This is a genomic window from Achromobacter sp. FW305-C-30-7 (assembly GCF_058783105.1).
In genome coordinates this window covers 930,715-951,896 of sequence record NZ_JBYSYI010000001.1, presented here as the reverse complement: position 1 = coordinate 951,896, position 21,182 = coordinate 930,715, and the positions used below count along the sequence as shown (strand labels likewise).

The 21,182-nt window shown below is 65.4% G+C and carries 20 protein-coding genes and 1 tRNA gene; 9 read left to right on the top strand and 12 right to left on the bottom strand.

The features are described from left to right. Positions 1-11: 11 nt before the first annotated feature. Entirely contained in the window at positions 12-398 is a 387-nt protein-coding gene (locus AC3WOB_RS04385) for an MOSC N-terminal beta barrel domain-containing protein (protein ID WP_013396177.1), read from the bottom strand. Further along, positions 395-2,914 (bottom strand): AsmA family protein, encoded by a 2,520-nt coding sequence (locus AC3WOB_RS04380; RefSeq protein ID WP_492274302.1) that lies wholly within the window; start codon positions 2,912-2,914, stop codon positions 395-397. Before AC3WOB_RS04380 ends, AC3WOB_RS04385 begins: the two co-directional genes overlap by 4 nt. A gap of 394 nt (positions 2,915-3,308) precedes the next feature. On the opposite strand from AC3WOB_RS04380, the gene AC3WOB_RS04375 reads away from it, so the two are divergent. The 4 genes from AC3WOB_RS04375 to AC3WOB_RS04360 all read left to right on the top strand — a co-directional run bounded on the left by AC3WOB_RS04375 (position 3,309) and on the right by AC3WOB_RS04360 (position 6,644). Beyond that, positions 3,309-4,907 (top strand): MDR family MFS transporter, encoded by a 1,599-nt coding sequence (locus AC3WOB_RS04375; RefSeq protein ID WP_492274301.1) that lies wholly within the window; start codon positions 3,309-3,311, stop codon positions 4,905-4,907. A 3-nt stretch (positions 4,908-4,910) separates the two neighbouring features. Continuing rightward, positions 4,911-5,357, top strand: coding sequence for a MarR family winged helix-turn-helix transcriptional regulator (locus AC3WOB_RS04370; protein WP_013396180.1), 447 nt, complete (start codon positions 4,911-4,913; stop codon positions 5,355-5,357). A 118-nt stretch (positions 5,358-5,475) separates the two neighbouring features. Beyond that, positions 5,476-6,231, top strand: coding sequence for a sulfite exporter TauE/SafE family protein (locus AC3WOB_RS04365; protein WP_013396181.1), 756 nt, complete (start codon positions 5,476-5,478; stop codon positions 6,229-6,231). A 35-nt stretch (positions 6,232-6,266) separates the two neighbouring features. Continuing rightward, positions 6,267-6,644: an SH3 domain-containing protein gene (locus tag AC3WOB_RS04360; RefSeq protein ID WP_492274300.1), complete on the top strand. Its 378-nt coding sequence runs from the start codon at positions 6,267-6,269 to the stop codon at positions 6,642-6,644. 152 nt (positions 6,645-6,796) lie between these two features. Here AC3WOB_RS04360 and ychF read toward each other — a convergent pair whose 3' ends face one another. The 9 genes from ychF to AC3WOB_RS04315 all read right to left on the bottom strand — a co-directional run bounded on the left by ychF (position 6,797) and on the right by AC3WOB_RS04315 (position 14,861). Next, positions 6,797-7,888, bottom strand: coding sequence for a redox-regulated ATPase YchF (gene ychF, locus AC3WOB_RS04355; protein WP_492274299.1), 1,092 nt, complete (start codon positions 7,886-7,888; stop codon positions 6,797-6,799). Between the two features lie 97 nt (positions 7,889-7,985). Beyond that, complete coding sequence (locus AC3WOB_RS04350; protein ID WP_492274298.1) at positions 7,986-8,771, bottom strand: CPBP family glutamic-type intramembrane protease; 786 nt, start codon at positions 8,769-8,771, stop codon at positions 7,986-7,988. Next, on the bottom strand, positions 8,771-9,367 hold the full coding sequence (pth, locus tag AC3WOB_RS04345) for an aminoacyl-tRNA hydrolase (protein ID WP_013396185.1): 597 nt from the start codon (positions 9,365-9,367) through the stop codon (positions 8,771-8,773). The genes AC3WOB_RS04350 and pth overlap by 1 nt, the downstream gene beginning before the upstream one ends. Positions 9,368-9,464: 97 nt before the next feature. Further along, positions 9,465-10,079: a 50S ribosomal protein L25/general stress protein Ctc gene (locus AC3WOB_RS04340; RefSeq protein WP_013396186.1), complete on the bottom strand. Its 615-nt coding sequence runs from the start codon at positions 10,077-10,079 to the stop codon at positions 9,465-9,467. 147 nt (positions 10,080-10,226) lie between these two features. Continuing rightward, positions 10,227-11,177 carry a ribose-phosphate pyrophosphokinase gene (locus AC3WOB_RS04335; protein ID WP_006227587.1) on the bottom strand — a complete coding sequence of 317 codons (951 nt, stop codon included), beginning with the start codon at positions 11,175-11,177 and terminating at the stop codon, positions 10,227-10,229. Positions 11,178-11,317: 140 nt separating this feature from the next. Then, a tRNA-Gln gene (locus AC3WOB_RS04330) sits at positions 11,318-11,394 on the bottom strand. Between the two features lies 1 nt (position 11,395). Further along, positions 11,396-12,307: a 4-(cytidine 5'-diphospho)-2-C-methyl-D-erythritol kinase gene (gene ispE / locus AC3WOB_RS04325; protein WP_492274297.1), complete on the bottom strand. Its 912-nt coding sequence runs from the start codon at positions 12,305-12,307 to the stop codon at positions 11,396-11,398. A gap of 71 nt (positions 12,308-12,378) precedes the next feature. After that, positions 12,379-12,921, bottom strand: a complete 543-nt coding sequence (lolB, locus tag AC3WOB_RS04320) for a lipoprotein insertase outer membrane protein LolB (RefSeq protein WP_492274609.1) — start codon at positions 12,919-12,921, stop codon at positions 12,379-12,381. A gap of 53 nt (positions 12,922-12,974) precedes the next feature. Further along, positions 12,975-14,861, bottom strand: a complete 1,887-nt coding sequence (locus AC3WOB_RS04315) for a tetratricopeptide repeat protein (RefSeq protein ID WP_041654355.1) — start codon at positions 14,859-14,861, stop codon at positions 12,975-12,977. Between AC3WOB_RS04315 and mutM the strand changes: the two genes are divergently transcribed. The 4 genes from mutM to AC3WOB_RS04295 all read left to right on the top strand — a co-directional run bounded on the left by mutM (position 14,860) and on the right by AC3WOB_RS04295 (position 18,776). Further along, the gene (gene mutM / locus AC3WOB_RS04310; RefSeq protein ID WP_013396190.1) at positions 14,860-15,687 is read left to right on the top strand and encodes a bifunctional DNA-formamidopyrimidine glycosylase/DNA-(apurinic or apyrimidinic site) lyase; all 828 of its coding nucleotides are present in this window, start codon (positions 14,860-14,862) and stop codon (positions 15,685-15,687) included. The two genes, AC3WOB_RS04315 and mutM, sit on opposite strands and share 2 nt — an antisense overlap. Before the next feature lie 139 nt (positions 15,688-15,826). Further along, positions 15,827-16,780 (top strand): MBL fold metallo-hydrolase, encoded by a 954-nt coding sequence (locus AC3WOB_RS04305; protein WP_088142612.1) that lies wholly within the window; start codon positions 15,827-15,829, stop codon positions 16,778-16,780. A 111-nt stretch (positions 16,781-16,891) separates the two neighbouring features. After that, positions 16,892-18,562, top strand: a complete 1,671-nt coding sequence (locus AC3WOB_RS04300; RefSeq protein WP_492274296.1) for an FAD-dependent oxidoreductase — start codon at positions 16,892-16,894, stop codon at positions 18,560-18,562. 19 nt (positions 18,563-18,581) lie between these two features. Beyond that, a complete protein-coding gene (locus AC3WOB_RS04295) occupies positions 18,582-18,776 on the top strand; it encodes a DUF2783 domain-containing protein (RefSeq protein ID WP_013396193.1) in 195 nt (64 codons plus the stop codon). 6 nt (positions 18,777-18,782) lie between these two features. Here the strand turns inward: AC3WOB_RS04295 and AC3WOB_RS04290 are convergent, their stop codons facing one another. Beyond that, complete coding sequence (locus tag AC3WOB_RS04290) at positions 18,783-19,691, bottom strand: LysR family transcriptional regulator (protein WP_492274295.1); 909 nt, start codon at positions 19,689-19,691, stop codon at positions 18,783-18,785. 167 nt (positions 19,692-19,858) lie between these two features. Between AC3WOB_RS04290 and hmgA the strand changes: the two genes are divergently transcribed. Then, complete coding sequence (hmgA, locus tag AC3WOB_RS04285; protein WP_492274294.1) at positions 19,859-21,157, top strand: homogentisate 1,2-dioxygenase; 1,299 nt, start codon at positions 19,859-19,861, stop codon at positions 21,155-21,157. The last annotated feature ends 25 nt before the right edge of the window (positions 21,158-21,182 follow it).

Sequence of the window (21,182 nt, the reverse complement as noted above, 5' to 3'; positions counted from 1 at the left end):
CCTGGGCCTATTCAGGCAGGCCAGGCGGCCACGGGCGTGTCGGGGTGCACCTTCATGATGCGGCAAGGCACCTGCACGAAGTTGGAGATCCAGGCCGCGGCCAGTTCCCCTTCGTCGATCACGTCGACCACCTGCTCGCCCACCTTCATGCTGTAGCGCACGCTGTCGTCGTCTTCGATGACGTCCAGCGGAATATCCATGCGCAACATGCCCGGCGCCTTCAGCACCAGGTAGCCCAGCCGTAGTTCGACCGAGACCTCGGCCAGCCGCGGACACAGGGCGCGATTCAGCCACTGCCCTGAATCATTGGCGATCAGCCATTGCCGGTGGTAGCCCGCGGCCTCGGCCTGCGTGGTGGCGCCGCACTCGGCCACGGGTTGGAAGTGTCCGGCGTTCATTTGCCCAGCAATCCCTTCAAAGCTTTGTCGACGGCCGCGCCGCCCTTGCCCTTGCCCGTCACCGCTTCGCGCAGCTTGTTTTCCAGGCTGCGCTGCAGAATGCCGCCGATGGCGTCCTTCCACAGAACGGTGTAGGTCGGCTTGTCGAACGGGCCCTTGACGTGCACGGGAATGGTTACGTCCTTCAGGTCTATCAGTTCCTTGCCTTCCGGGTTGGCCGCCGGGTTGACGACGCGCGCACGCGCCACCAGGTCCAGCTCGCTCTTGACGAAGTCTATGGTGGCCGGTTCGCCTTGCGTCACGCGCAGCAGGGGCGACACCACGTTCAGGCGCTTTACCGCAGCCACGCCCTTGGTGAAGGCCAGGTCTGCGTCCATCTCGGAGAATTCCGTCTGCTTGCTGGTGTCGGAGGCGACGGTCTCGTTCTGCGATTCGGGCTTGAAGGCGGCCTTCAGCTCGCGCAGCGTCTGCGTCAGGTTAATGCCCTTGACCGCGCCATCGCGCAGACGCAATTGCATGGTGCCGCCCAGGCCGCTCTTCATGGCATAGGCGTTGGCGCCCGCCGTCTTCAGGTCCAGCGCGAGGCTGCCCGTGCCGCTCAGCACGTTCTGGCGCGCCAGGTCCATCAGGAACGGTTCGATGGCAATGCCGGCCAGCGACATCTTGGTGGCCAGCTGGTTGCCCTGCGCAGCGTCCACCGACAGGTTGCCCGCCAGCTTGCCGCCGTAGAGGCCGGCCGTCAGGCTGGAAATGTCCAACTTGCCCTTGTCCAGCTTGACCGCGGCGCCGACGTCATCGGCCTTCAGGCCACGCACGACCAACTTGCCGACCTTGATCGTGCCGTTGACGCTGGGGCCGATCAGCGCCGACAGGTCGATTGTATCGTCGACCGGCTTGGCGGCAGCCGGCGCCGGGGCAGGTTGCGCCGGCTTGCCTTCTTCCTTCTTCGCTTCGGCGGGCGGCTTGGCCGCGGGCTGCGCAGGCGTTGCCGCCGCGGGCGGCACCAGCTTATCCAGGTCCAGCGTGTCCACCACCAGCGCGAAATTCACCTTCGGCGAGTCGCTCAGCTTGGTAATGTCCGCGCTCAGGTCGAACTTGCCGCCTTCCAGCACCGCGTTGATCTTGCTGGTGGCCTGATCCTTCAACAGGTCCGCCGTCACGCTGCCGATCACCGGGATCTGCAGGCTGCCCTTGGGCAAGCCGGGATCGGTAATGTTGACGTCGCCGCGCAGGCCGGACAGGCCGCCGCTGCGCTGCAGCAGGTTCAGGGACAGCGGCGAGGCGAAGTTCAGCTTGACGATCCGTTCGCCGTTCTTGGACGTGCTGTCCAGCTTGGCTTCCTTGATATCCAGTTCGCCGGCGTTGCCGCTGATGCCGTTCAAGCCGAAGCTCGCGTCCAGGCCGCTGATGCGCACGCGGCCCGTAAGCGCTTCTCCCGTGGCCGAGGCCGGCGAGATGTTGAGCGCGGGCGCGTCCACGGCGAATTCAAAGGGACCGTCAGCCACGCCACCCTTGGCGCGGATGGCCAGCTTTTCGATCTGCAACTGGCTCTTGTGGGGGTCGATCGCCAGTTTGGGAATGGCGACGCTGGCGTCCACATTGGTGGCCCGGGCGGCGGGATCGGTGACGTCGCCCTGGAACACGACCTCCAGGCCGGCGATATCGAGCGCCGATTTCTGCCCATTGAAGGCCAGATTGCCGCGCACCGCCAGGCTCTTGGCTTCGGCGCCCGGCAGCTTGCCGTCCATGCGCAGGTCCAGTTTCTGCGCCGCATAGCGCTTGGCGGACGGATCCAGCGTCAACAGGGCCTGACCAGTCAGATTGGCGTCCACGCGTGGATTGCCGCCCTCGACGCGCGCGGTCATGCGCACGTCAAACGGCTGATTGAAGGTGACGCGGCCGGTGTTGGCGTTGATCTTGGTGACCGCCACCGCCATGCCGGTGATGGCGTCCTGCAGCTGCACCTGGCCGTCCTTCAGGTCCAGCCCGGCGATGTCGATCTGCATGTTGTTGCGCGGCTGCGGCAGGTTGCCGTTGGCCAGGGCCTGCACCGCGCTCTGCGCCGCGCCCGCCAAGGCTTCGGCGGGATTGGCCGGCGCCGCCGTGATCGGCGCGGTGCCGCCCACGAGATTGCTGAAATTGAACTGGCCCTGCTTGTCCCGCATCACACGGGCCTTGAAGCCGGTGATGGCCACGTGGTCCACCACAAAGCTGTTGGACAGCAGCGGCCACACCGCAACCGCCAGGCGGGTGCTGTCGATGGAAGCGAAAGTTTCCGGACTATTGGGCTCGGACAGCGACACGCCCTGCACCGACAGGCCGATGCGCGGGAAGAGCGACAGCTCGATCTCGCCGTCGATCGTCAACGTGCGTTGATAGCGTTGCTGGACAAGCTCTTCCAGCTTGTACTTGTACGCGTTGGGGTCGAATGTCAGCAAGAAGATGGCCAGGCCAACGACGGCCACGACAACCAACACTACCAGGCCTATCAAAATGCGCTTGAACCACGTTTTCATTGCTGCCCCGTCGGTACCTCGACTGGAAATCCTTGAATGCCGTCCGCAGCGCCAGGCGCGCGGAAGGTGCTTTGTCAGCGGAAAAACCGCCTGGCCTATGAAGCCATGGGCCTTTCAGGGCGTGCCCTGTCTCAAGCCGAGCCTGAGGCCGCAGCGCCGAAAAGGGGAATCTGCCAAGGAAAGCCTGATGAAGACGCCGGCTAGGCCAGCGTACAGATAGCGCTATCGTAACAAATCAGGCTGGCTTCGCGCCGGCCGCCGGGCAAGGCTGCGCAAAATCAGCACTATCCCCATCGCCCCCGCGCCTCGAAATCCGGCCCGGACCTGACAACTTTCTGTCTGAGGGATTGTAGGGCTAGAATGATTGATACATCAATCATTGATAGATCCAGCAATGTCCGCCCCCGCTCCCAGCACCCCGCATTCGCCCGGCCAGGTGCTCCCTTTCCGCCAGACCCTGCTCGCCATGCTGGGCATGTGCTTCGTCATGATGATGGTCGCGATCGACCAGACCGTGGTCGGCACCGCGCTTCCGACCATTGTGGCCGAACTCAAGGGCTTCGAACTGTATGCATGGGTAGCGACCTCTTACCTGCTGACTTCCGTCATCACCGTGCCCATCTTCGGCCGCTTGGGCGATTACTACGGGCGCAAGCCGTTCGTGGTGGCGGCCATTGTGCTGTTCACCCTGGCCTCGGTGCTGTGCGGCGCGGCCGACAGCATGTTCACGCTGGTCCTGGCCCGCGCCCTGCAAGGCATAGGCGGCGGCATGCTGGTAGGCACGGCGTTCGCGTCCATCCCCGACCTGTTTCCCGATCCCCACGTGCGGCTGCGCTGGCAGGTCATGCTGAGCTCCGCCTTCGGCATCGCCAACGCCGTGGGGCCGACCCTGGGCGGCGCGCTGACTGAGCACTACGGCTGGCGCTCGGTGTTCTACGTCAACCTGCCCATCGGCATACTCGGCCTGTGGTTCGTCACCCGCTATCTGCCGCACCTGCGCAACCACACGACCGGCCGCGTACGGCTGGACTGGCAGGGCGCGCTGCTCATCGCCCTGGCGCTGGGCAGCCTGCAACTGCTGGTCGAATTGCTGCCCAAGGAAGGGCTGAGCGGGTCCATCATGCTGCTGGGCGTGGGCAGCGCGATCGCCTTCGCCGTGCTGCTCTGGTGGGAACGACGCTGCCCGCATCCGCTACTGCCGCTGGACATGTTCCGCAACCGCGGCCTGGCCATGCTGTTCACGCTGGCCCTGCTGGTGGGCGTGACCATGTACTCGCTGCTGTTCTACGCGCCGCTGCTGCTGCAGGGCGGCTTCGGGCTGTCGCCCCAGGACGCGGGCCTGCTCATCACGCCCATGGTGGTCTTCATCACCGTGGGCAGCATCATCAACGGCCGCATCATCACCCGCATCCGCAATCCCAACTGCATGCTGTACGCGGGCTTCATCCTGATGGCGCTCTCGTGCCTGGGGATCGTCACCACCCATAGCTATACGTCACATGCGCTCATCGCCGCATACATGCTGATGGCCGGCCTGGGCATGGGCTTCATCATGCCCAACCTGACGGTCTTCGCGCAGCAGACCGCCGGCCGCAGCCACCTGGGCATCGCCACCGCGTTGCTGCAATCGCTGCGCATGATAGGCGGCATGCTGGGCACGGCGATCGTCGGCACCATGGTCAGCCACAGCTATTTCAGCGGCGTCGAATCCACGCTGCGCGGCGCTTCCGCCCGCTGGCTGCCCGAGCTGAACGACCCGCAAATGCTGGTCAATCCCCAGGCCCAGACGCAGTTCCTGGCACAATTGGCGCATCAAGGCCAGGACGGGACCTCGCTGATCGAGATCGCGCGCGTCGCGCTCGTCGGCGCCATCCACGAAGGGCAACTGATCGCCCTGGCGGTTGCGGTGTTCGCGCTCTGGTGCGTGCGGCGCGTGCCGCCGGTCCAGTTGATCCGCCCCTCCAAATCAGAGCCGGCCGGCGTCGGAGAATAGCTTTTGCCCAAACAACAACAAGGCTTGCAGGTCATCCAGCACATGGGACAGGCCTACCGCGGCATGCAGAGCGCGTTCAGTAGCACCGTGGGCCACGCCCTGCCCCGCTGGCGCATCCTGCTGGCGCTGCATGAATGCGGCCAGTGTTCGCAGAAGCATCTGGCCGAACGCTGCCGGCTCGACCCCGCATCGCTCACGCGCCAGTTGCAGGCCATGGAAAAGCTGGGCTGGATCGCGCGCGCAGTGGACCCGCAAGACAACCGCCTGACCAACGCCAACCTCACGCCCGCCGGCCAGGCCGTGGTGGATGACGCCTTGCCCAAGCGGGCCGCCTTTTTCGAGGAATCGCTCAAGGGCTTGTCGGCTGCGGATATCGATACGTTGAATCGCGTGCTGAGCGTGCTGGAGGCGAATTTCCTGCGGGCTGGGGCGGACAAAGCGCCAAACTAGAACAGGCAGCGCCGCCATAAGAAGAGCGGTATCGGCCCATAGCCAAATGCGATTCGCGAGGAGTCGGGATCATCCAGAATACAGGCCGTTCCCCCACATAAGAACAAAGAGGCGGCAAATGGATTCTGTATATCTGGTGGTTACCCTGGGCGCGGTCATCGCGGGCTTCGTGCAGGGCCTGTCGGGCTTTGCGTTCGGCCTGGTGGCGATGTCGTTCTGGGCCTGGGTGCTGGATCCGCGCCTGGCCGCGACGCTCGCGGTCTTCGGCGCCCTGGTCGGACAGATCCTCGCCGCCATCACCGTGCGGCGCGGCTTCGACCTGTCGCGATTGCTGCCTTTCGTGGTCGGCGGCCTGTTCGGCATTCCGCTGGGCGTGGCGCTGCTGCCGCGCCTGGACATGGACTGGTTCAAGACCATCCTCGGCGCGCTGCTGGTGATCTGGTGTCCCGCCATGCTGTACGCCAAGAACCTGCCGAAGATCTCCGCGGGCGGCCGCGCCGCCGACGCGGCCGTCGGCATGGCCGGCGGCGTGCTGGGCGGCATCGGCGGCTTCACGGGCACACTGCCCACCTTGTGGTGCACCCTGCGCGGCTTCGACAAGGACGCGCAACGCGCCATCATCCAGAACTTCAACCTGTCCATGCTGCTGGTGACCATGGGCACGTATCTGGCAAGCGGCATCGTCACGCGCGCCATGCTGCCCATGTTCGCCATCGTCGCCGCCGCCATGCTGGTGCCGGTGTTGCTGGGCGCGAAGCTTTACATAGGCATCAGCGAAGCGCGCTTCCGGCAGATCGTGCTGGGCTTGCTGACGGGATCGGGGGTTGCCTTGCTGGCGTCGGCAGTGCCGCGGCTGCTGGCGCGCGTGGCATAGTTCCGCGCATGCAACAGCACGGACAAGGAATACCCATGAATCCCGATCGTCACTACCTCGTCATCCAGGCCCATGCCAGCGAATTTCCCGAGCCCATGTTCGTACGCAAAGGAGATCGCGTGGCAGTTGGTGAGCGGTACGACGGCCCCGAGGGTTGGCCCGACTGGTATCACTGCACGCCCGCGAATCAGGAGGCCGGCTTCGTGCCGGCGCAATTCCTGGACCGCCATGCCGACGGCAGCGCCACGATGCTGGAGGATTTCACCAACAAGGAATTGGATGTCGCGGAAGGCGACATGTTGCGCGGTGAACGCGAATTGAATGGATGGGTATGGGCGGTCAGGCTCGGGGATGGAGAGGCGGGCTGGGTGCCGCTCGACAACTTACGTGCGTGCGATCAAACCATCTGCTGATGCCGTCCAACTCTGCCGCGACCGACTACCTCGCAAATTCCTTACGGGACACAAGCGGCGTGCATCGCTCGTGACGCCTCACCATGAAAAACACCCCAAAGATCGGACCGAAGTCCGATCTTTGGGGTGCGTCGCGGAATGTGCTGTTTCGCTTAGACGTTGAACAAGAAGTTCATCACGTCCCCATCCTGCACGATGTATTCCTTGCCTTCCGCGCGCATCTTGCCCGCTTCCTTGGCGCCCTGCTCACCCTTGTAGGTGATGTAGTCGTCATAGGCGATGGTCTGGGCGCGGATGAAGCCGCGTTCGAAGTCGGTGTGGATGACGCCGGCGGCCTGAGGCGCGGTGGCGCCGATCGGCACGGTCCAGGCGCGCACTTCCTTCACGCCTGCAGTGAAGTAGGTCTGCAGGCCCAGCAGCTTGAAGGCGGCGCGGATCAGGCGATTCAGGCCGGGTTCTTCCATGCCCATATCGGACAGGAAGGCTTGGCGGTCGGCGTCGTCGAGGTCGACGATTTCGGATTCGATGGCGGCGCAGATGGCGACCACGGGCGCGTTGCGCGCGGCGGCGAACTCGCTCAGGCGGTCCAGCAGCGGATTGTTGGTGAAGCCGTCGTCGGCCACGTTGCCCACATACATCGCGCGCTTGGCGGTGATGAAGCAGAGCTGGGCGATATCGGCCTTTTCCTCGGTGGTGAGGTCCAGCGCGCGGATCGGCTTGGCTTCGTTCAGCTGGGCGATGCACTTTTCCAGCACGGCCACGATGCGTTGCGATTCCTTATCGCCCGAGCGCGCCGTCTTCTGATGGCGTTGCAGGGCCTTTTCGGCGGTCTGCAGGTCGGCCAGGGCCAGTTCGGTCTCGATGACTTCGATGTCGGCGATGGGATCGACCTTGCCGGCCACGTGGATCACGTTGGGATCTTCGAAGCAGCGCACCACGTTGACGATGGCGTCGGTTTCGCGGATGTGCGAGAGGAACTGGTTGCCCAGGCCTTCGCCCTTGCTCGCGCCGGCAACCAGGCCCGCGATGTCGACGAATTCGACGGTGGCGGACAGGATGCGTTCGGGCTTGACGATTTCAGCCAGCTTCTGCAGGCGCGGATCCGGCACTTCGACCACACCGACGTTGGGCTCGATGGTGCAGAACGGATAGTTCTCGGCGGCGATGCCGGCGCGGGTCAGAGCGTTGAAGAGTGTCGATTTGCCTACGTTGGGCAGGCCGACGATGCCGCATTGCAGAGCCATGGGAATCCTGTGTAAGTACGGTATTGATCGTTAACGTTCTAGTTTACCCCGGCTGGGCGCTCGAGCCCTGCCGGCGAGGCCGCCGTTGCGGCCCCGGTTAAGCCGCAGCGGCCGGGACCCAGCGCATGATGATCCAGATCATCAAAATAGGGCCGGCATTGAAAGCGGAGTGCAGCAGGATGGCCGCGCCGATTCCGCGCCGCACGCGCATCCAGCCCAGCACCAGGCCCGTCAGCCATTGCGGCAGCACCAGCAGCGGCAACAGCCAATACGGCGTCTTGCTGTAGACAAAGTTGGTCAGGTGCACGGCGGCGAAGCTCAGCGCGACCAAGTGGAACACCAAGCCGAAGTGCTTCAGGTAATGGCGCCGCCAGGTGGTGTCCCAGCCTTGCAGCGGTTCGGCGCGCTGGCGCGCGCCCCAGCATGCCAGGATGACGAATGCGGCCAGCAGCAGGCCGGTCCAGACCTTGGGCCCCCATAGCACCACGGGCACCATCGCCGGGATCAGCCACAGCGCCTGCCTGGGGCGGCGCAAGCCATAGCGGAACAGTATTTCTTCGACCAGCGGCGCCCAGATCACGGCGGTCAGCCAGGGAATGTTGGTGGGATCAAGCCGATGCGTGACGCCACCCAGGCCGGCCGCGGCCACTGCAACCGGCCCCAGGGCGAACAGGTTCACGGCCCACAGCAGCGCGGCCCAGGCCAACAGGCGGCCCGGCCCCAGGCCCGGCCACCAGTCGGCCACCAGGCCGCTCGCGGCCGCGCGGCCCGGCAGGCGCGAAGCCGGATGCGGGTGACGGATGAAACGCCAGAAATCCGCGACCTCGCTGCGAAAGCGCAGTTTTCCGCCAGACATCGATGCCGATTGCCGCTGGTCTGTCATCAGGCCTCGTTGCCGCTATGCAGCTGGCGCGTGGCCAAGGGGAAATCGCCGGCCAGCATCGCCGGCACCACCGCGCGGCAACGGTCGATGACCGCTTCGATTTCTTTCTGCTCTTCGCGACGTGGCGGATGCAGGACGAAGTCCGCCACCTGCTGGGCCAGGCCCAAGGTACGGGGATGGCCGATGCCGATGCGCAACCGCCAGAAGTTGGGGCTGCCCAGCGCCGCCTGGATGTCCTTCAGGCCATTGTGGCCCGCATGGCCGCCGCCCTGCTTCAGTTTCACCTGGCCGGGCATCAGATCCAGCTCGTCGTGCAGCACCAGCACCTGCTCCGGCGTCAGCTTGTAGAAGCGGGCCAGCGCGCCGACCGCCTGGCCGGAACGGTTCATGTAGGTGTTGGGCTTCAACAGCAGCACGTTGTCCGCGCCCAGGCGGGACTTGGCCACCATGCCGAAAAAGGACTTCTCCAGCGCAAAGGAAGCGCGCAAGTCGTCCGCCAGGTGGTCGGCCAGCCAGAAGCCGGCGTTGTGCCGGGTGGTTTCGTAGTCGGGGCCGGGGTTACCCAGTCCCACGATGAGACGTATAGGAGTAGACATGATGGGGGTGTTTAAACCAAAAAACCCTGCGCATGCAAATGCACACGCAGGGTTTCGAGTACCAGCCGCGGAAAGCCCGGGGGCTTTCCGGCAGGACTTAGGCGGCCGGAGCTTCGGCAGCGCCTTCGTCGGCGGCAGCGCCGCCCTTGACCACGGCCGTGGCGGCCAGCAGCGGGTTGGCGTCGCCACCGTGGGGCACGTAGGTCACGCCCTTGGGCAGCTTGATGTCGGCCAGGTGGACCGATGCGCCAGGCAGCAGGTCCTTCAGGTCCACTTCGATGAACTGGGGCAGCGCTGCCGGCAGGCAGGTGACTTCCAGTTCGGTCAGGACGTGGCTGATGATGGCGCCGCCCAGCTTCACGGCCGGCGAGACTTCAGCGTTGATGAAGTGGAACGGGACCTTGGTGTGCAGGGCCTGGTTGGCGTCCACGCGCTGGAAGTCCACGTGCAGGACTTGCGGCTTGTAGGCGTGCCATTGAACCGAACGCAGCAGGACTTGCTCTTCCTTGGCTGCGCCTTCCAGCGCCATTTGCAGGATCGACGCGTGGAATTCTTCCTTGCGCAGGGCGTGGTAGATCTCGTTGTGGTCGAGTTCGATGTTCAGGGGGGCAGCCGTACCGCCATAAACGATGGCGGGAACGCGGCCCGCGCGGCGCAGGCGGCGGCTCGCACTCGAACCCTGGACGCTACGCGCAGTGGCATTGAATTTCATGGAAAACTCCAAAAACAATAAATGGCGAAGAGACTTCGCCGGTTGGTACACGGCACGCGAAATGCGCACCGTGTTTGTTGCGCCTTGCCGCGACCAGCAAGGCGCAAAACTCAGTATCCGGACTGCCCGTCCGAGGGACGCCGCGTCTTAATCGACGAACAGCGAGCTGACCGATTCCGCGTTCGAGATACGCAGGATGGTCTCGCCCAGCAGCGCAGCGCACGACAGCTGGCGGATCTTGCCGCTGGCCTGGCCTTGCTCGGAGAGCGGAATGGTGTCGGTGACGACCAGCTCGTCCAGTTCCGACGCTTCGATGCGGTCGATGGCGCCGCCCGACAGCACGGGGTGCGTGCAATAGGCGTAAACGGCGCCGGCGCCGCGGTCCTTCAGGGCCTGGGCCGCCTTGCACAGCGTGCCGGCGGTGTCGACCATGTCGTCCATGATGATGCAGGTGCGGCCGTCGACTTCACCGATGATGTTCATCACTTCCGACACGTTGGCGCGCGGGCGGCGTTTGTCGATGATGGCCAGGTCGGCTTCCAGCTGCTTGGCCAGCGCGCGGGCCCGCACCACGCCGCCGATGTCCGGAGACACCACGACCAGGTTCGAGAAATTGCGGCGCCAGATGTCGCCCAGCAGGATCGGACCCGCGTAGATGTTGTCCACGGGGATATCGAAGAAGCCCTGGATCTGGTCGGCGTGCAGGTCCATGGTCAGGACGCGGTCGACGCCAGCCACTTGCAACATGTTGGCCACGACCTTGGCCGAGATGGCCACGCGCGCCGAGCGCGGGCGGCGGTCCTGGCGGGCATAGCCGAAATAGGGAATCGCGGCGGTGATGCGGCCAGCGGAAGCGCGGCGCAAGGCATCGACCATCACCATGATTTCCATCAGGTTGTCATTGGTAGGGGCACAGGTGGGCTGCAGGACGAAGACGTCCTTGCCGCGCACGTTCTCGTTGATCTCGACCATCACTTCGCCGTCCGAGAAGCGACCGACGGTCATCTTGCCCAGGGACATATCGAGGTGGTTGACTACGTCCACGGCCAGCCGAGTGTTGGCGGTGCCCGTGAAAATCATGAAGCTATCGTTTGCCATGATGGATGATGCGATGGTCGTTTTAAGACACTAACGAGGTGATGCGAGGTGATGCACCAGCGGACCCGGAAAATAAAAAAGCTGCTGAACCCGGGCCAGTGTCTTACAGGCGTGTTCAACAGCTTTTTTATGTATTCGGTTGGCTGGGGAGGAAGGATTCGAACCTTCGCATGCCGGAATCAAAATCCGGTGCCTTAACCAGCTTGGCGACTCCCCAACTATCTTGCAATCCAATTCCGCAACGGATGTTCAGCTAACCCAGTACATGCCTGCACTAACCGAAACCGTGGATGCGTTTGGCTGAATGTTTTATCAGCGCCGCGCATTATAGCGGATATTTCTGCTTCTGCCAAAACGGCTTCGGAGAGTTCGGAAAATTCGGCGAATAAACACGCACCAGATCCCGACATGCGAACCGGGGTTCCACGAAGGATTCCCTGTTCAGCAAGCCACCGCGATGCCCCAAGTACTTCTGGGTAAAGACGGTAGACCACCGGCTCCAAATCATTCCTGCCGAAGCGGGAAGTAGGCGAAGCAAGAAAGACCGCTATTGTGGTGGAAGAAGAATCCCTTGTCAAATCGGGTGCGGAAAATACTTGTGGGGTGGGCACGCTGGCGTCCGGTTGCGCCACTAGGTAGGCGCGTTCAGGCAGCGTCACCGCAGTCAGGTCTTCGCCCACGCCTTGCGCAAAAGCCGATTGCCCGAAGACGAACACGGGCACATCCGCTCCCAGGGGCAGGGCCAGCGCCATGAGTTCGCGCCGCGACAGCCCCGTGCCCCACAGCCTGTTCAAGGCGATCAGCACCGAGGCGGCATCGCTGGAGCCCCCGCCCAGGCCGCCACCCTGCGGAATACGTTTTTCCAGGCCTATCTGCACGCCCTGCTTCGTGCCTGTGGCCCGCTGCAGCGCGTGCGCGGCGCGCAAGGTCAGGTCCTGATCTTCCGGCACGCCCGGCAACTCCGCGGCGCGGCTGATGACGCCATCGGCGCGCAGGTCGAAGTGCAGGGTGTCGCACAGGTCGATGAAGCGGAAGACGGTCTGCAGCAGGTGGTAGCCGTCGGCGCGCCGGCCCACGACGTGCAGGAATAGATTCAGCTTGGCGGGAGCGGGTACGTCGTAGAGAGTCACGGCTGAGCGAAAAAAAGCGGTAGCGCGATTTTACCGGCTACCGCTGGTTTCGAGCCGGCACGGCCCGCTGTTCAAGGCTGGTTGACGACCAGGCGCAGCATGATGCGGCGACCCGGCTCCTGGCGTTCCAGCACCAGCAATTGCGGACCCAGCGTGTCGTAGCGCGACAGCCGCGCGCGCCAGCCGCCCTGCTCGAAAGCCGCCGGGCGGCCCAGCTCGTCGCGGGACACCTCGGTGGCCTCGGGCGTGGCGGCCAGCTTGCCGCGCAGCCAGTCGCGCAGGCCGGACACCGGCATGCTGCTACCCAGCGCTTCCTCGGCCAGGGCATCGGGGTTGTCGGCGACCAGGCGGGTGCCATCAGCCTTGGTCAGGCTGGCCGCGCCAGGACGCCCTTCCACGCGCGCCTCGGTCGAGCCCAGGGGATTGGTCAGGTCCAGCACATAGTGGCGGCCGTCATCCGACCACGAGAAGCCGCCCTGCACGGCATTCTGCTTGCCGCTTTCCTCGTTGACGGTGATGGCGAAGCGGCCGATGCGGGAGAACGCGTCGGCGCTGGCGCCTTCGATCGGCTTGGGCGTGGTGCAGGCGGCCAGCGTCGCCACCAGCATCGCCATCAGCAACCAGCGCAGCGGCGCGGCTGCGCCGAACACGCGTTGAACAACTGCCGTCACAGGCCGATCCCCAGGCGCTTGGCCACATCCTGAACCGTCTTGTTCTTGGGATCCTTCGCCACCGCGGCGCGCAGCAATTCGGTGGCCTGGTCGCGCTTGCCCTGGGTCCAGAGGACTTCAGCCAGGTGGGCGGCGATGTCGGCTTCCGGGCGCACGCTGTAGGCGCGCCGCAGGTAGTCGGCCGCGGCAGCGGAATCGCCCATGCGGTACTTGACCCAGCCCATGCTGTCGAGGATAAACGGATCGTTGGGCGCCAGCTCCAGCGCTTGGGTGATCAGATCCAGGGCCTCGGGCAGGCGCTGATTGTGATCGGCCAGCGTGTAGCCCAGCGCGTTGTAGGCGTGCGCGTGATCCGGGTCCAGCGCAATGACCTGGCGCAACATGCGCTCCAGGTCGGCCAGGCGGTTCTGGCGTTCGTACAGCATGGCCAGTTCGTACTTGATCTCGACCGTGTCGGGCAGCGCCTGATCGGCAGCTTCCAGCACCGACACCGCCTGCTGCACGCGGTCGGCGTCGCGCAGGATCTGGGCCTTAGTCAGCACGCCCAGCGTGCGCTCTTCCTCGTCCTGGGGACCGGCGGCGTCTATCATGGCCAGCGCGTCGTCGATGCGACCGCTCTTGGCGCGCAAGGCGGCCTGGCGCATGTGCACCGAGTAGCGCAGGGTCGGGTCGTCGATGCGGCCCAGCTCGGCGATGGCGTCGTCGTAGTGCCCCTGATCTTCAGCAATGCGGGCCAGCAGCACATGGGCATCGGCGGCGGCAGCGCCGGCGTCGGTCGCGCCTGGCACAGTGGCCCGCTGGCGCTGCTGCTGCACGTCCAGATACTGCTGCAGCAAGCTCTTGGCCTGCGGCAATTGCCCGGCCTTATAGGCCAGTTGCGCCTGCATGAACAAGAGGTCGAAATCTTCCGGCGAACGGCGCGACATGGCCTGCAATTCGGCCAATGCGCCGTTGTAATCGCCGCTGTCGGCCAATTGGCCGGCCAGCATCAGGCGCACTTTGCGGGCGTTGGGATTGCGGGCGATGTAGGCACGCGCTTCGGTCTGCGCGCGCTGCGGGTCCACCCTGTAGCCGTACTCAAGCACACGCAGCGCGGCGGCTTCCGACTTCGGATCCGCAGCCAGGGCCGCACGCGACTCCTGCGCGGCGCGGGTGTAGTCGCCAGAGGCGGAGGCCACGTCCGCCAGCGCCAGATGCGCGGCCGGCAGCTTGCGCACGTTGTCGCTCAGGGATTCGTCCAGGATGCGCAAGGCCAGGCGGCGGTCATTCAACCGGCTCAGCACGGCCAAGGCCTGACCGATAGCGGCCGGCTTGTCGCGCGAGGAATCGATGCGGTTGCGCAAGGCCTGCGACAGCCCCTTGGTCTGGCCGTTGGCGGCGGCCAGCGCCAGTTCAGTGGAGCTGGCCTCCACGTCGTTGGGGGACAGGCGCGCCCAGACCCGGGCGGCGTCCAAGGCGCCAGGGAGGTTGCCGCCGGCCAGTTGGAATTCGAGGGCGCGGCGGGCCAGGCGCGGATCGCCGGTATCTCGCGCCAGGCCCAGCATGGTGGTAGCCGCCGAGCCGTACATGCCGCGCTGCGCGGCGATCTCGGACGCGAGCACGCGGTAAAAGATGTCGGCGGTCAGCGAGACATAGGGCAACTGCCCGGGGCGCAGCCGGATTACTTCGGTTTCAGGGTGGCGGCTCTGAGGCGCCATCCGTGGCCCGGTCGCATCGCGCGTCCGGCTGTCGGCGGCCTGGGCCGGCGGGGTCAGTATTGCTGCCAGCGCAAGCGCTAGCGCGGCGATCCCGATATTTATAGGTTTGAAAGACGACTTCACGCGGCCCGTCCGGTTGATGGCACAATCTTCGTACACGCAATTAATGATCTTACACTGGCTCATGCCGGAACTGCCTGAAGTCGAAACCACGCGCCGAGGAATCGACGCCGTCATCACCGGCCGGACGCTGACGCGGCTGGTCATCCATGAATCCCGCATGCGCTGGCCCATCCCCCCGGATCTGCCGGCCACGATCGCCGGCCGCGCGGTGCTGGAATGCGCGCGCCGCGGCAAGTACCTGCTGCTGCGGTTCGAACACGGCACCCAGATCGTGCATCTGGGCATGTCCGGGTCGCTGCGCAGCGTCGCCCCTGGCGAGTTCCTGCGCAAGCACGACCACGTCGAATGGATCTTCGAGGAAGCCGTGCTGCGCCTGCACGACCCGCGGCGCTTCGGCGCGGTGTTGTGGCACCCCGCCAGCGATGGCCCCGTCGATGTCCACCCCCTGCTGGCCAAGCTGGGCATCGAGCCCTTCGACCCGCGTTTCGACGGCGCCTGGCTGCACCGCCACTTCAAGAATCACAGCGCCGCCATCAAGCAGGTGCTGCTGGCCGGCATGGCAGTGGTGGGCGTGGGCAATATCTATGCGTCGGAAAGCCTGTTCCGCGCCCGCATCAACCCCAAGACGCCGGCCAACAAGCTGTCGCCCGCCCGCTGCGAGCGCCTGGCCGACATGGTGCGCGCCACCCTGGCCGACGCCCTGACTTCGGGCGGCAGCACGCTGCGCGACTATGTCGGGGCCACCGGCGAACCTGGCGCCTATTTCGAGATCCACGCCGCCGTCTATGAACGCGAGGGCCAGCCCTGCCGGGTCTGCTCCACCCCGATACGGCGCATCGTGCAGGGGCAGCGGGCCACCTATTACTGCCCGAAATGCCAAAGAAACTGACCGGAGCCGGCCCCGAAATCCCCGGGAAATCCCTGTAAAAACAAGACCATTTGTTTATAGCAAACGTATTGCACAAACACTAACGCCAGGCTATATTCCTTCCACACACCCTATTCCTATAAAAGTGGAAGGAGCCTCCATGAGCAAGCAATTCGCCTCGCACGCCGACCTGGACGACAAGGTCGTCTCGTTCGAAAAACTGTCCGACAACGCCTATGCCTACACGGCCGAAGGCGACCCCAACACGGGCGTGATCATCGGCGACGAGGCCGTCATGGTGGTCGACACCCAGGCCACCCCGGTCATGGCGCAAGACGTGATCCGCCGCATCCGCGAAGTCACGGACAAGCCCATCAAGTACATCCTGCTGTCGCACTACCACGCCGTGCGCGTGTTTGGCGCGTCGGCCTACGACGCCCAGGAAATCCTGGCCAGCCGCGACACCTACGACCTGATCGCCGAACGCGGCGAGCAGGACAAGGCCAGCGAAATCGGCCGCTTCCCCCGCCTGTTCCGCAACGCTGAATCGATTCCGCCGGGCCTGGTCTGGCCGACGATGACGTTCAAGGGCGAAATGACCGTCAACCTGGGCAACCTCGAGGTCAAGCTGCTGCAAGTGGGCCGCGGCCACACCAAGGGCGACACCATCGCCTGGCTGCCCGAGCAGAAGATCCTGTTCGCCGGCGACCTGGTCGAATACCAGTCGACGCCGTACTGCGGCGACGCCTATTTCCGCGACTGGCCCAGCACGCTGGACGCCCTGTCGAGCTTTGAAGCCGAGAAGATGGTTCCGGGCCGTGGCCCCGCGCTGAAGAACGCCACCGAAGTCCGCCAGGGCCTGGCCGGCACGCGCGCCTTCCTGACCGATCTGTACGGCGCGGTGAACCGCGGCGTGGCTGAAGGCAAGGACCTGAAGACCATCTACCGCGAGGTCTACGACTTCATGAAGCCGCGCTACAGCGACTGGGTGATCTTCGACCACTGCATGCCGTTCGACGTGTCGCGCGCCTATGACGAGGCCACCGGCTACACCCATCCGCGCATCTGGACCGACAAGCGCGACCTGGAGATGTGGGCGCAGCTGGAAGGCTGATCCCGACGGGCCGCCACGGCGGCCCTGCCCCGCTGCAACCGGAATCGCGCGCCGCAAGGCAGCGCGCGGCTTCGTGACATAAAAACAATATCACCCACACAGGAGACAACCGTGGGAGACATCGACTTTCAGGCGATGGAATTCGCCTATGAAAAACACGCCGACCAGGCCGCCAGCGAGCTTGCGCGCCATCAGGTCGTGGTGGTGGGAGCCGGCCCGGTCGGCCTGACCACCGCACTGGATCTGGCCCGCCAGGGCGTACGCGTGGTGGTGCTGGACGACGACTTCCGCCTGTCTACCGGTTCCCGCGCCATCTGTTTCTCCAAGCGCACACTGGAAATCTGGGACCGCCTGGGCGTGGGCCAGCGCATGATCGACAAAGGCGTGTCGTGGAACGTGGGCAAGGTCTTCTTCCGCGAACAGGAAGTGTGGCGCTTCGACCTGCTGCCCGAACCCGGCCACCGCCGCCCGGCCTTCATCAACCTGCAGCAGTACTACGCCGAAGGCTATCTGTACGAGCAGGCGCGGCGGGAACCCAATATCGATCTGCGCTGGAAGAACAAGGTCGCCGGCGTGGAGCAGCGCGACGACGGCGTGGTCCTGAACGTAGAGACCCCCGACGGCGCATACGCGCTGCATGCCGACTGGCTCATCGCCTGCGACGGCGCGCGTTCGCCGGTGCGCAAGCTGATCGGCCAGGAAAGCCATGGCCGCATCTTCCGCGACCGCTTCCTGATCGCCGACGTCAAGATGCAGGCGGATTTTCCGACCGAGCGCTGGTTCTGGTTCGATCCGCCGTTCCATCCCAACCAGTCCGTGCTGCTGCACCGCCAGCCCGACAACGTCTGGCGCATCGACTTCCAGCTGGGCTGGAACGCCGACCCGGTCGAGGCCGTCAAGCCTGAAAACGTGCTGCCGCGCATCCGCGCCTTGCTGGGCCCCGACGCCCGCTTCGAGCTGGAATGGGTCAGCGTCTACACCTTTGCGTGCGAACGCATGGACAAGTTCCGCCACGGCCGCGTCGTATTCGCGGGCGACTCCGCCCACCGCGTGTCGCCGTTCGGCGCCCGGGGCGCCAACAGCGGCGTGCAGGACGCGGAGAATCTGGCGTGGAAGCTGAAGCTGGTACTGGCCGGCCAGGCCCCCGAGGCGCTGATCGACAGCTACGCCGCCGAACGCGAATACGCCGCCGACGAGAACATCCTCAATTCATCGCGCGCCACCGATTTCATCACGCCCAAGAGCGACATCAGCCGCAGCTTCCGCAATGCGGTGCTGAATCTGGCCAAGACCCACCCCTTCGCGCGCTCGCTGGTCAACAGCGGTCGCCTGTCGTTGCCCGCGACCTATGCCGGCTCGCCGCTGAACACCCCGGACACGGACGCCTTCAGCGGCCGCATGGTGCCGGGCGCGGTGGCGCTGGATGCTCCCGTGAACGCGCAGGATTGGTGGCTGGCGCAGCTGGACGGCGAATTCGTGCTGGCCCTTTTCTGCGGCGATGCGCTACCCGACCGGGACACGCTGCTCGCCTTGCAGGCCCTGCGCATGGCGCCGGTGCCGGTCAAGGCCGTGCTGGTCGCCAGCCCGCAGTGCGACCTGTCCGCGCTGCCCGGGGATTTGGCCGCCGTGACGGACCGCGAAGGCTGCCTGGGCAAGCGCTACGACGCGCAGGCCGGCACCGCCTACCTGATCCGCCCCGACCAACACGTCTGCGGCCGCTGGCGCGCCTTCAATGCCGCCGCCGTCGCCGCAGCAGTCGGCCGCGCCACGGGCCGCGCCTGAACTTCGAGATCACTCCATCATGCTGATTACCGAAACCAACCTGGTCTCGCCGGACGACTTCTACGAAGCGCTGATCGAGACCCACCGCGACCTCACCAACGAACAAAGCCAGGAACTCAACGCGGCGCTGATCCTGCTGCTGGCCAACCACCTGGGCGACATGGACGTGCTGCGCGAGGCCCTGCGCCAGGCGCGCGCGTCGGTGGCGCCGTAACCCCGTTCAAGCCCCCACCGCGAACGTATTGACGATCAGCGCGCGCAGCCACTGGTTGCCGCTGTCCCGGTCGACCCGGCGCTGCCAGTACATGTTCGTCTGCAGCGCCGGCACTCTGATCGGCGGCGTCATGAAACGCAGGCCGAACGGCGGCGCGGCGCTGGCCGCGAGTTTTTCGGGTACGGTGGCCAACAAGTCGGTCGCGCTGACGATGTACGGCACGGCCGAAAAATGCGGCACGCTGAAGTGCTCCGCCAGGTCCACCCCGGCGCGCTCCATGGACTGATTCACCTGCCCATAGGGCGCCGCGCGCGACACGATAAGGTGGCGCTCTGCCCGAAAAGCCTTGAGACTCATACCTGCGTGCGCCGTCGGATGCGCCTGTCTGAACAAGGTAGCGTAGCCCTGGCGAAACAGCATGCGCTGCAGCGTGCCCGCCCCCATTTCATCGAACGCGCCGATCGCCAGATCCACCCGTCCGGCCTCCATTTCCCGCGGCAGATCCGGTCCCTGCACCCGCACGGAATCGATGCGCACCAGCGGCGCCACCTGCACGCAGACCTCCATCAGGCGCGGCATGAAGTGGATCTCGCCCACGTCCGTCATCGCCACCCGGAAGCGCCGCGTGCTGGTCGCGGCATCGAAGACATCCTGGTCTTTCAGGGCTTGCGACAGCATGGTCAGCGCCTCGCTGACCGGGCCCGCCAGTCGTGTCGCGCGCGGCGTGGGCTGCATGCCTTGCGCCGTGCGCACGAACAAGTCGTCGCCGAACGCTTCCCGCAGGCGCCGCAGCGCATTGCTGACAGCGGGCTGCGACAGGTCCATGCGCCGCGCGACCGCCGATAGATTGCGATCCTCCAGCAGGTGCTGAAACAGCAGCAGCAGATTCAGATCGACATCGCGCAACTCGGCCATACGCACCCCTACTATTCACAAAATTTATAGTCTCTATTTTTACATTCCCGTAGCCGAGGTGGGGTTTTTTTCCGACAATGGCATATCGGCCTCCCGGATATCTTCCGCACCGGCCACCCGTACCAGGCCGCGCGGCCAAGCACCGCGCCGCCGCTCAGGAGGATTCCATGGAACTGCAATACCAGACCGGCTTCGGCAACAGTTGCGCCACCGAGGCCGTGCCCGGGGCCCTGCCGCTGGGCCGCAACTCGCCGCAGCAATGCCCCTACGGCCTGTACGCCGAGCAGCTATCCGGCACCGCCTTCACCGCGCCGCGCAGCGAAAACCGCCGCTCCTGGCTCTACCGCATCCGTCCCGGCGCGCAGCACAAGCCGTTCGAAGCCTTTGACGGCGCCACCGGCTGGCAAAGCACCTTCGGCCAGGGCCCCGTCACGCCCAACCAGCTGCGCTGGAGCCCGCTGCCCATTCCCGCCGCCCCCACCGACTTCCTGGAAGGCGTGAAGACCTGGGGTGGCAATGGCGCCCCCGACGAGCTGAGCGGCGTGGGCATCCACCTGTACGCCGCCAACCGCTCGATGCAAGGGCGCTACTTCTACAACGCCGACGGCGAACTGCTGCTGGTGCCTCAGGAAGGCCGCCTGCGCCTGGCCACGGAACTGGGCCTGATCGATCTGGAACCGCTGGAAATCGCCGTCATCCCGCGCGGCGTGCGCTTCCGCGTGGAACTGCTGGACGGCAGCGCGCGCGGCTACATGCTGGAGAACTTCGGCGCCGCCATGCGCCTGCCCGAACTCGGTCCCATCGGCTCGAACTGCCTGGCCAACGCCCGCGACTTCAAGACTCCGGTGGCCTGGTATGAAGACGTCGAAGGCGACTTCGAACTGATCGCCAAGTTCACGGGCGGCTTCTGGCGCGCGTCCATCGACCATTCGCCGCTGAACGTGGTGGCCTGGCACGGCACGCACGCGCCGTACAAGTACGACCTGCGCAACTTCAACACCATCGGCTCCATCAGCTACGACCATCCGGACCCTTCGATCTTCACCGTGCTGACCGCGCCGTCGGACACCCCGGGAACGGCCAACATGGACTTCGCGATCTTCCCGCCGCGCATCCTGGCCATGGAAAACACCTTCCGTCCGCCCTGGTTCCATCGCAACATCGCCAGCGAATTCATGGGCCTGATCCAGGGCGTCTACGACGCCAAGGCCGACGGTTTCGCACCCGGCGGCGCCAGCCTGCACAACTGCATGAGCGGCCACGGCCCCGACGCCGAGACCTTCGAAAAGGCCTCCCACGCCGACACCAGCAAGGCCCACTACATCCGTGACACGATGGCGTTCATGTTCGAGACGCGACGCGTGATTCGCCCGACGGAGCAGGCGCTAGCCTCGGTAGAATTGCAAGGCGACTACTACCGGTGCTGGCAGGGCATCGCCAAGCATTTCGACCCCAGCAAGGCGTGACGCGCAGACCCTCTGCTATCCACGC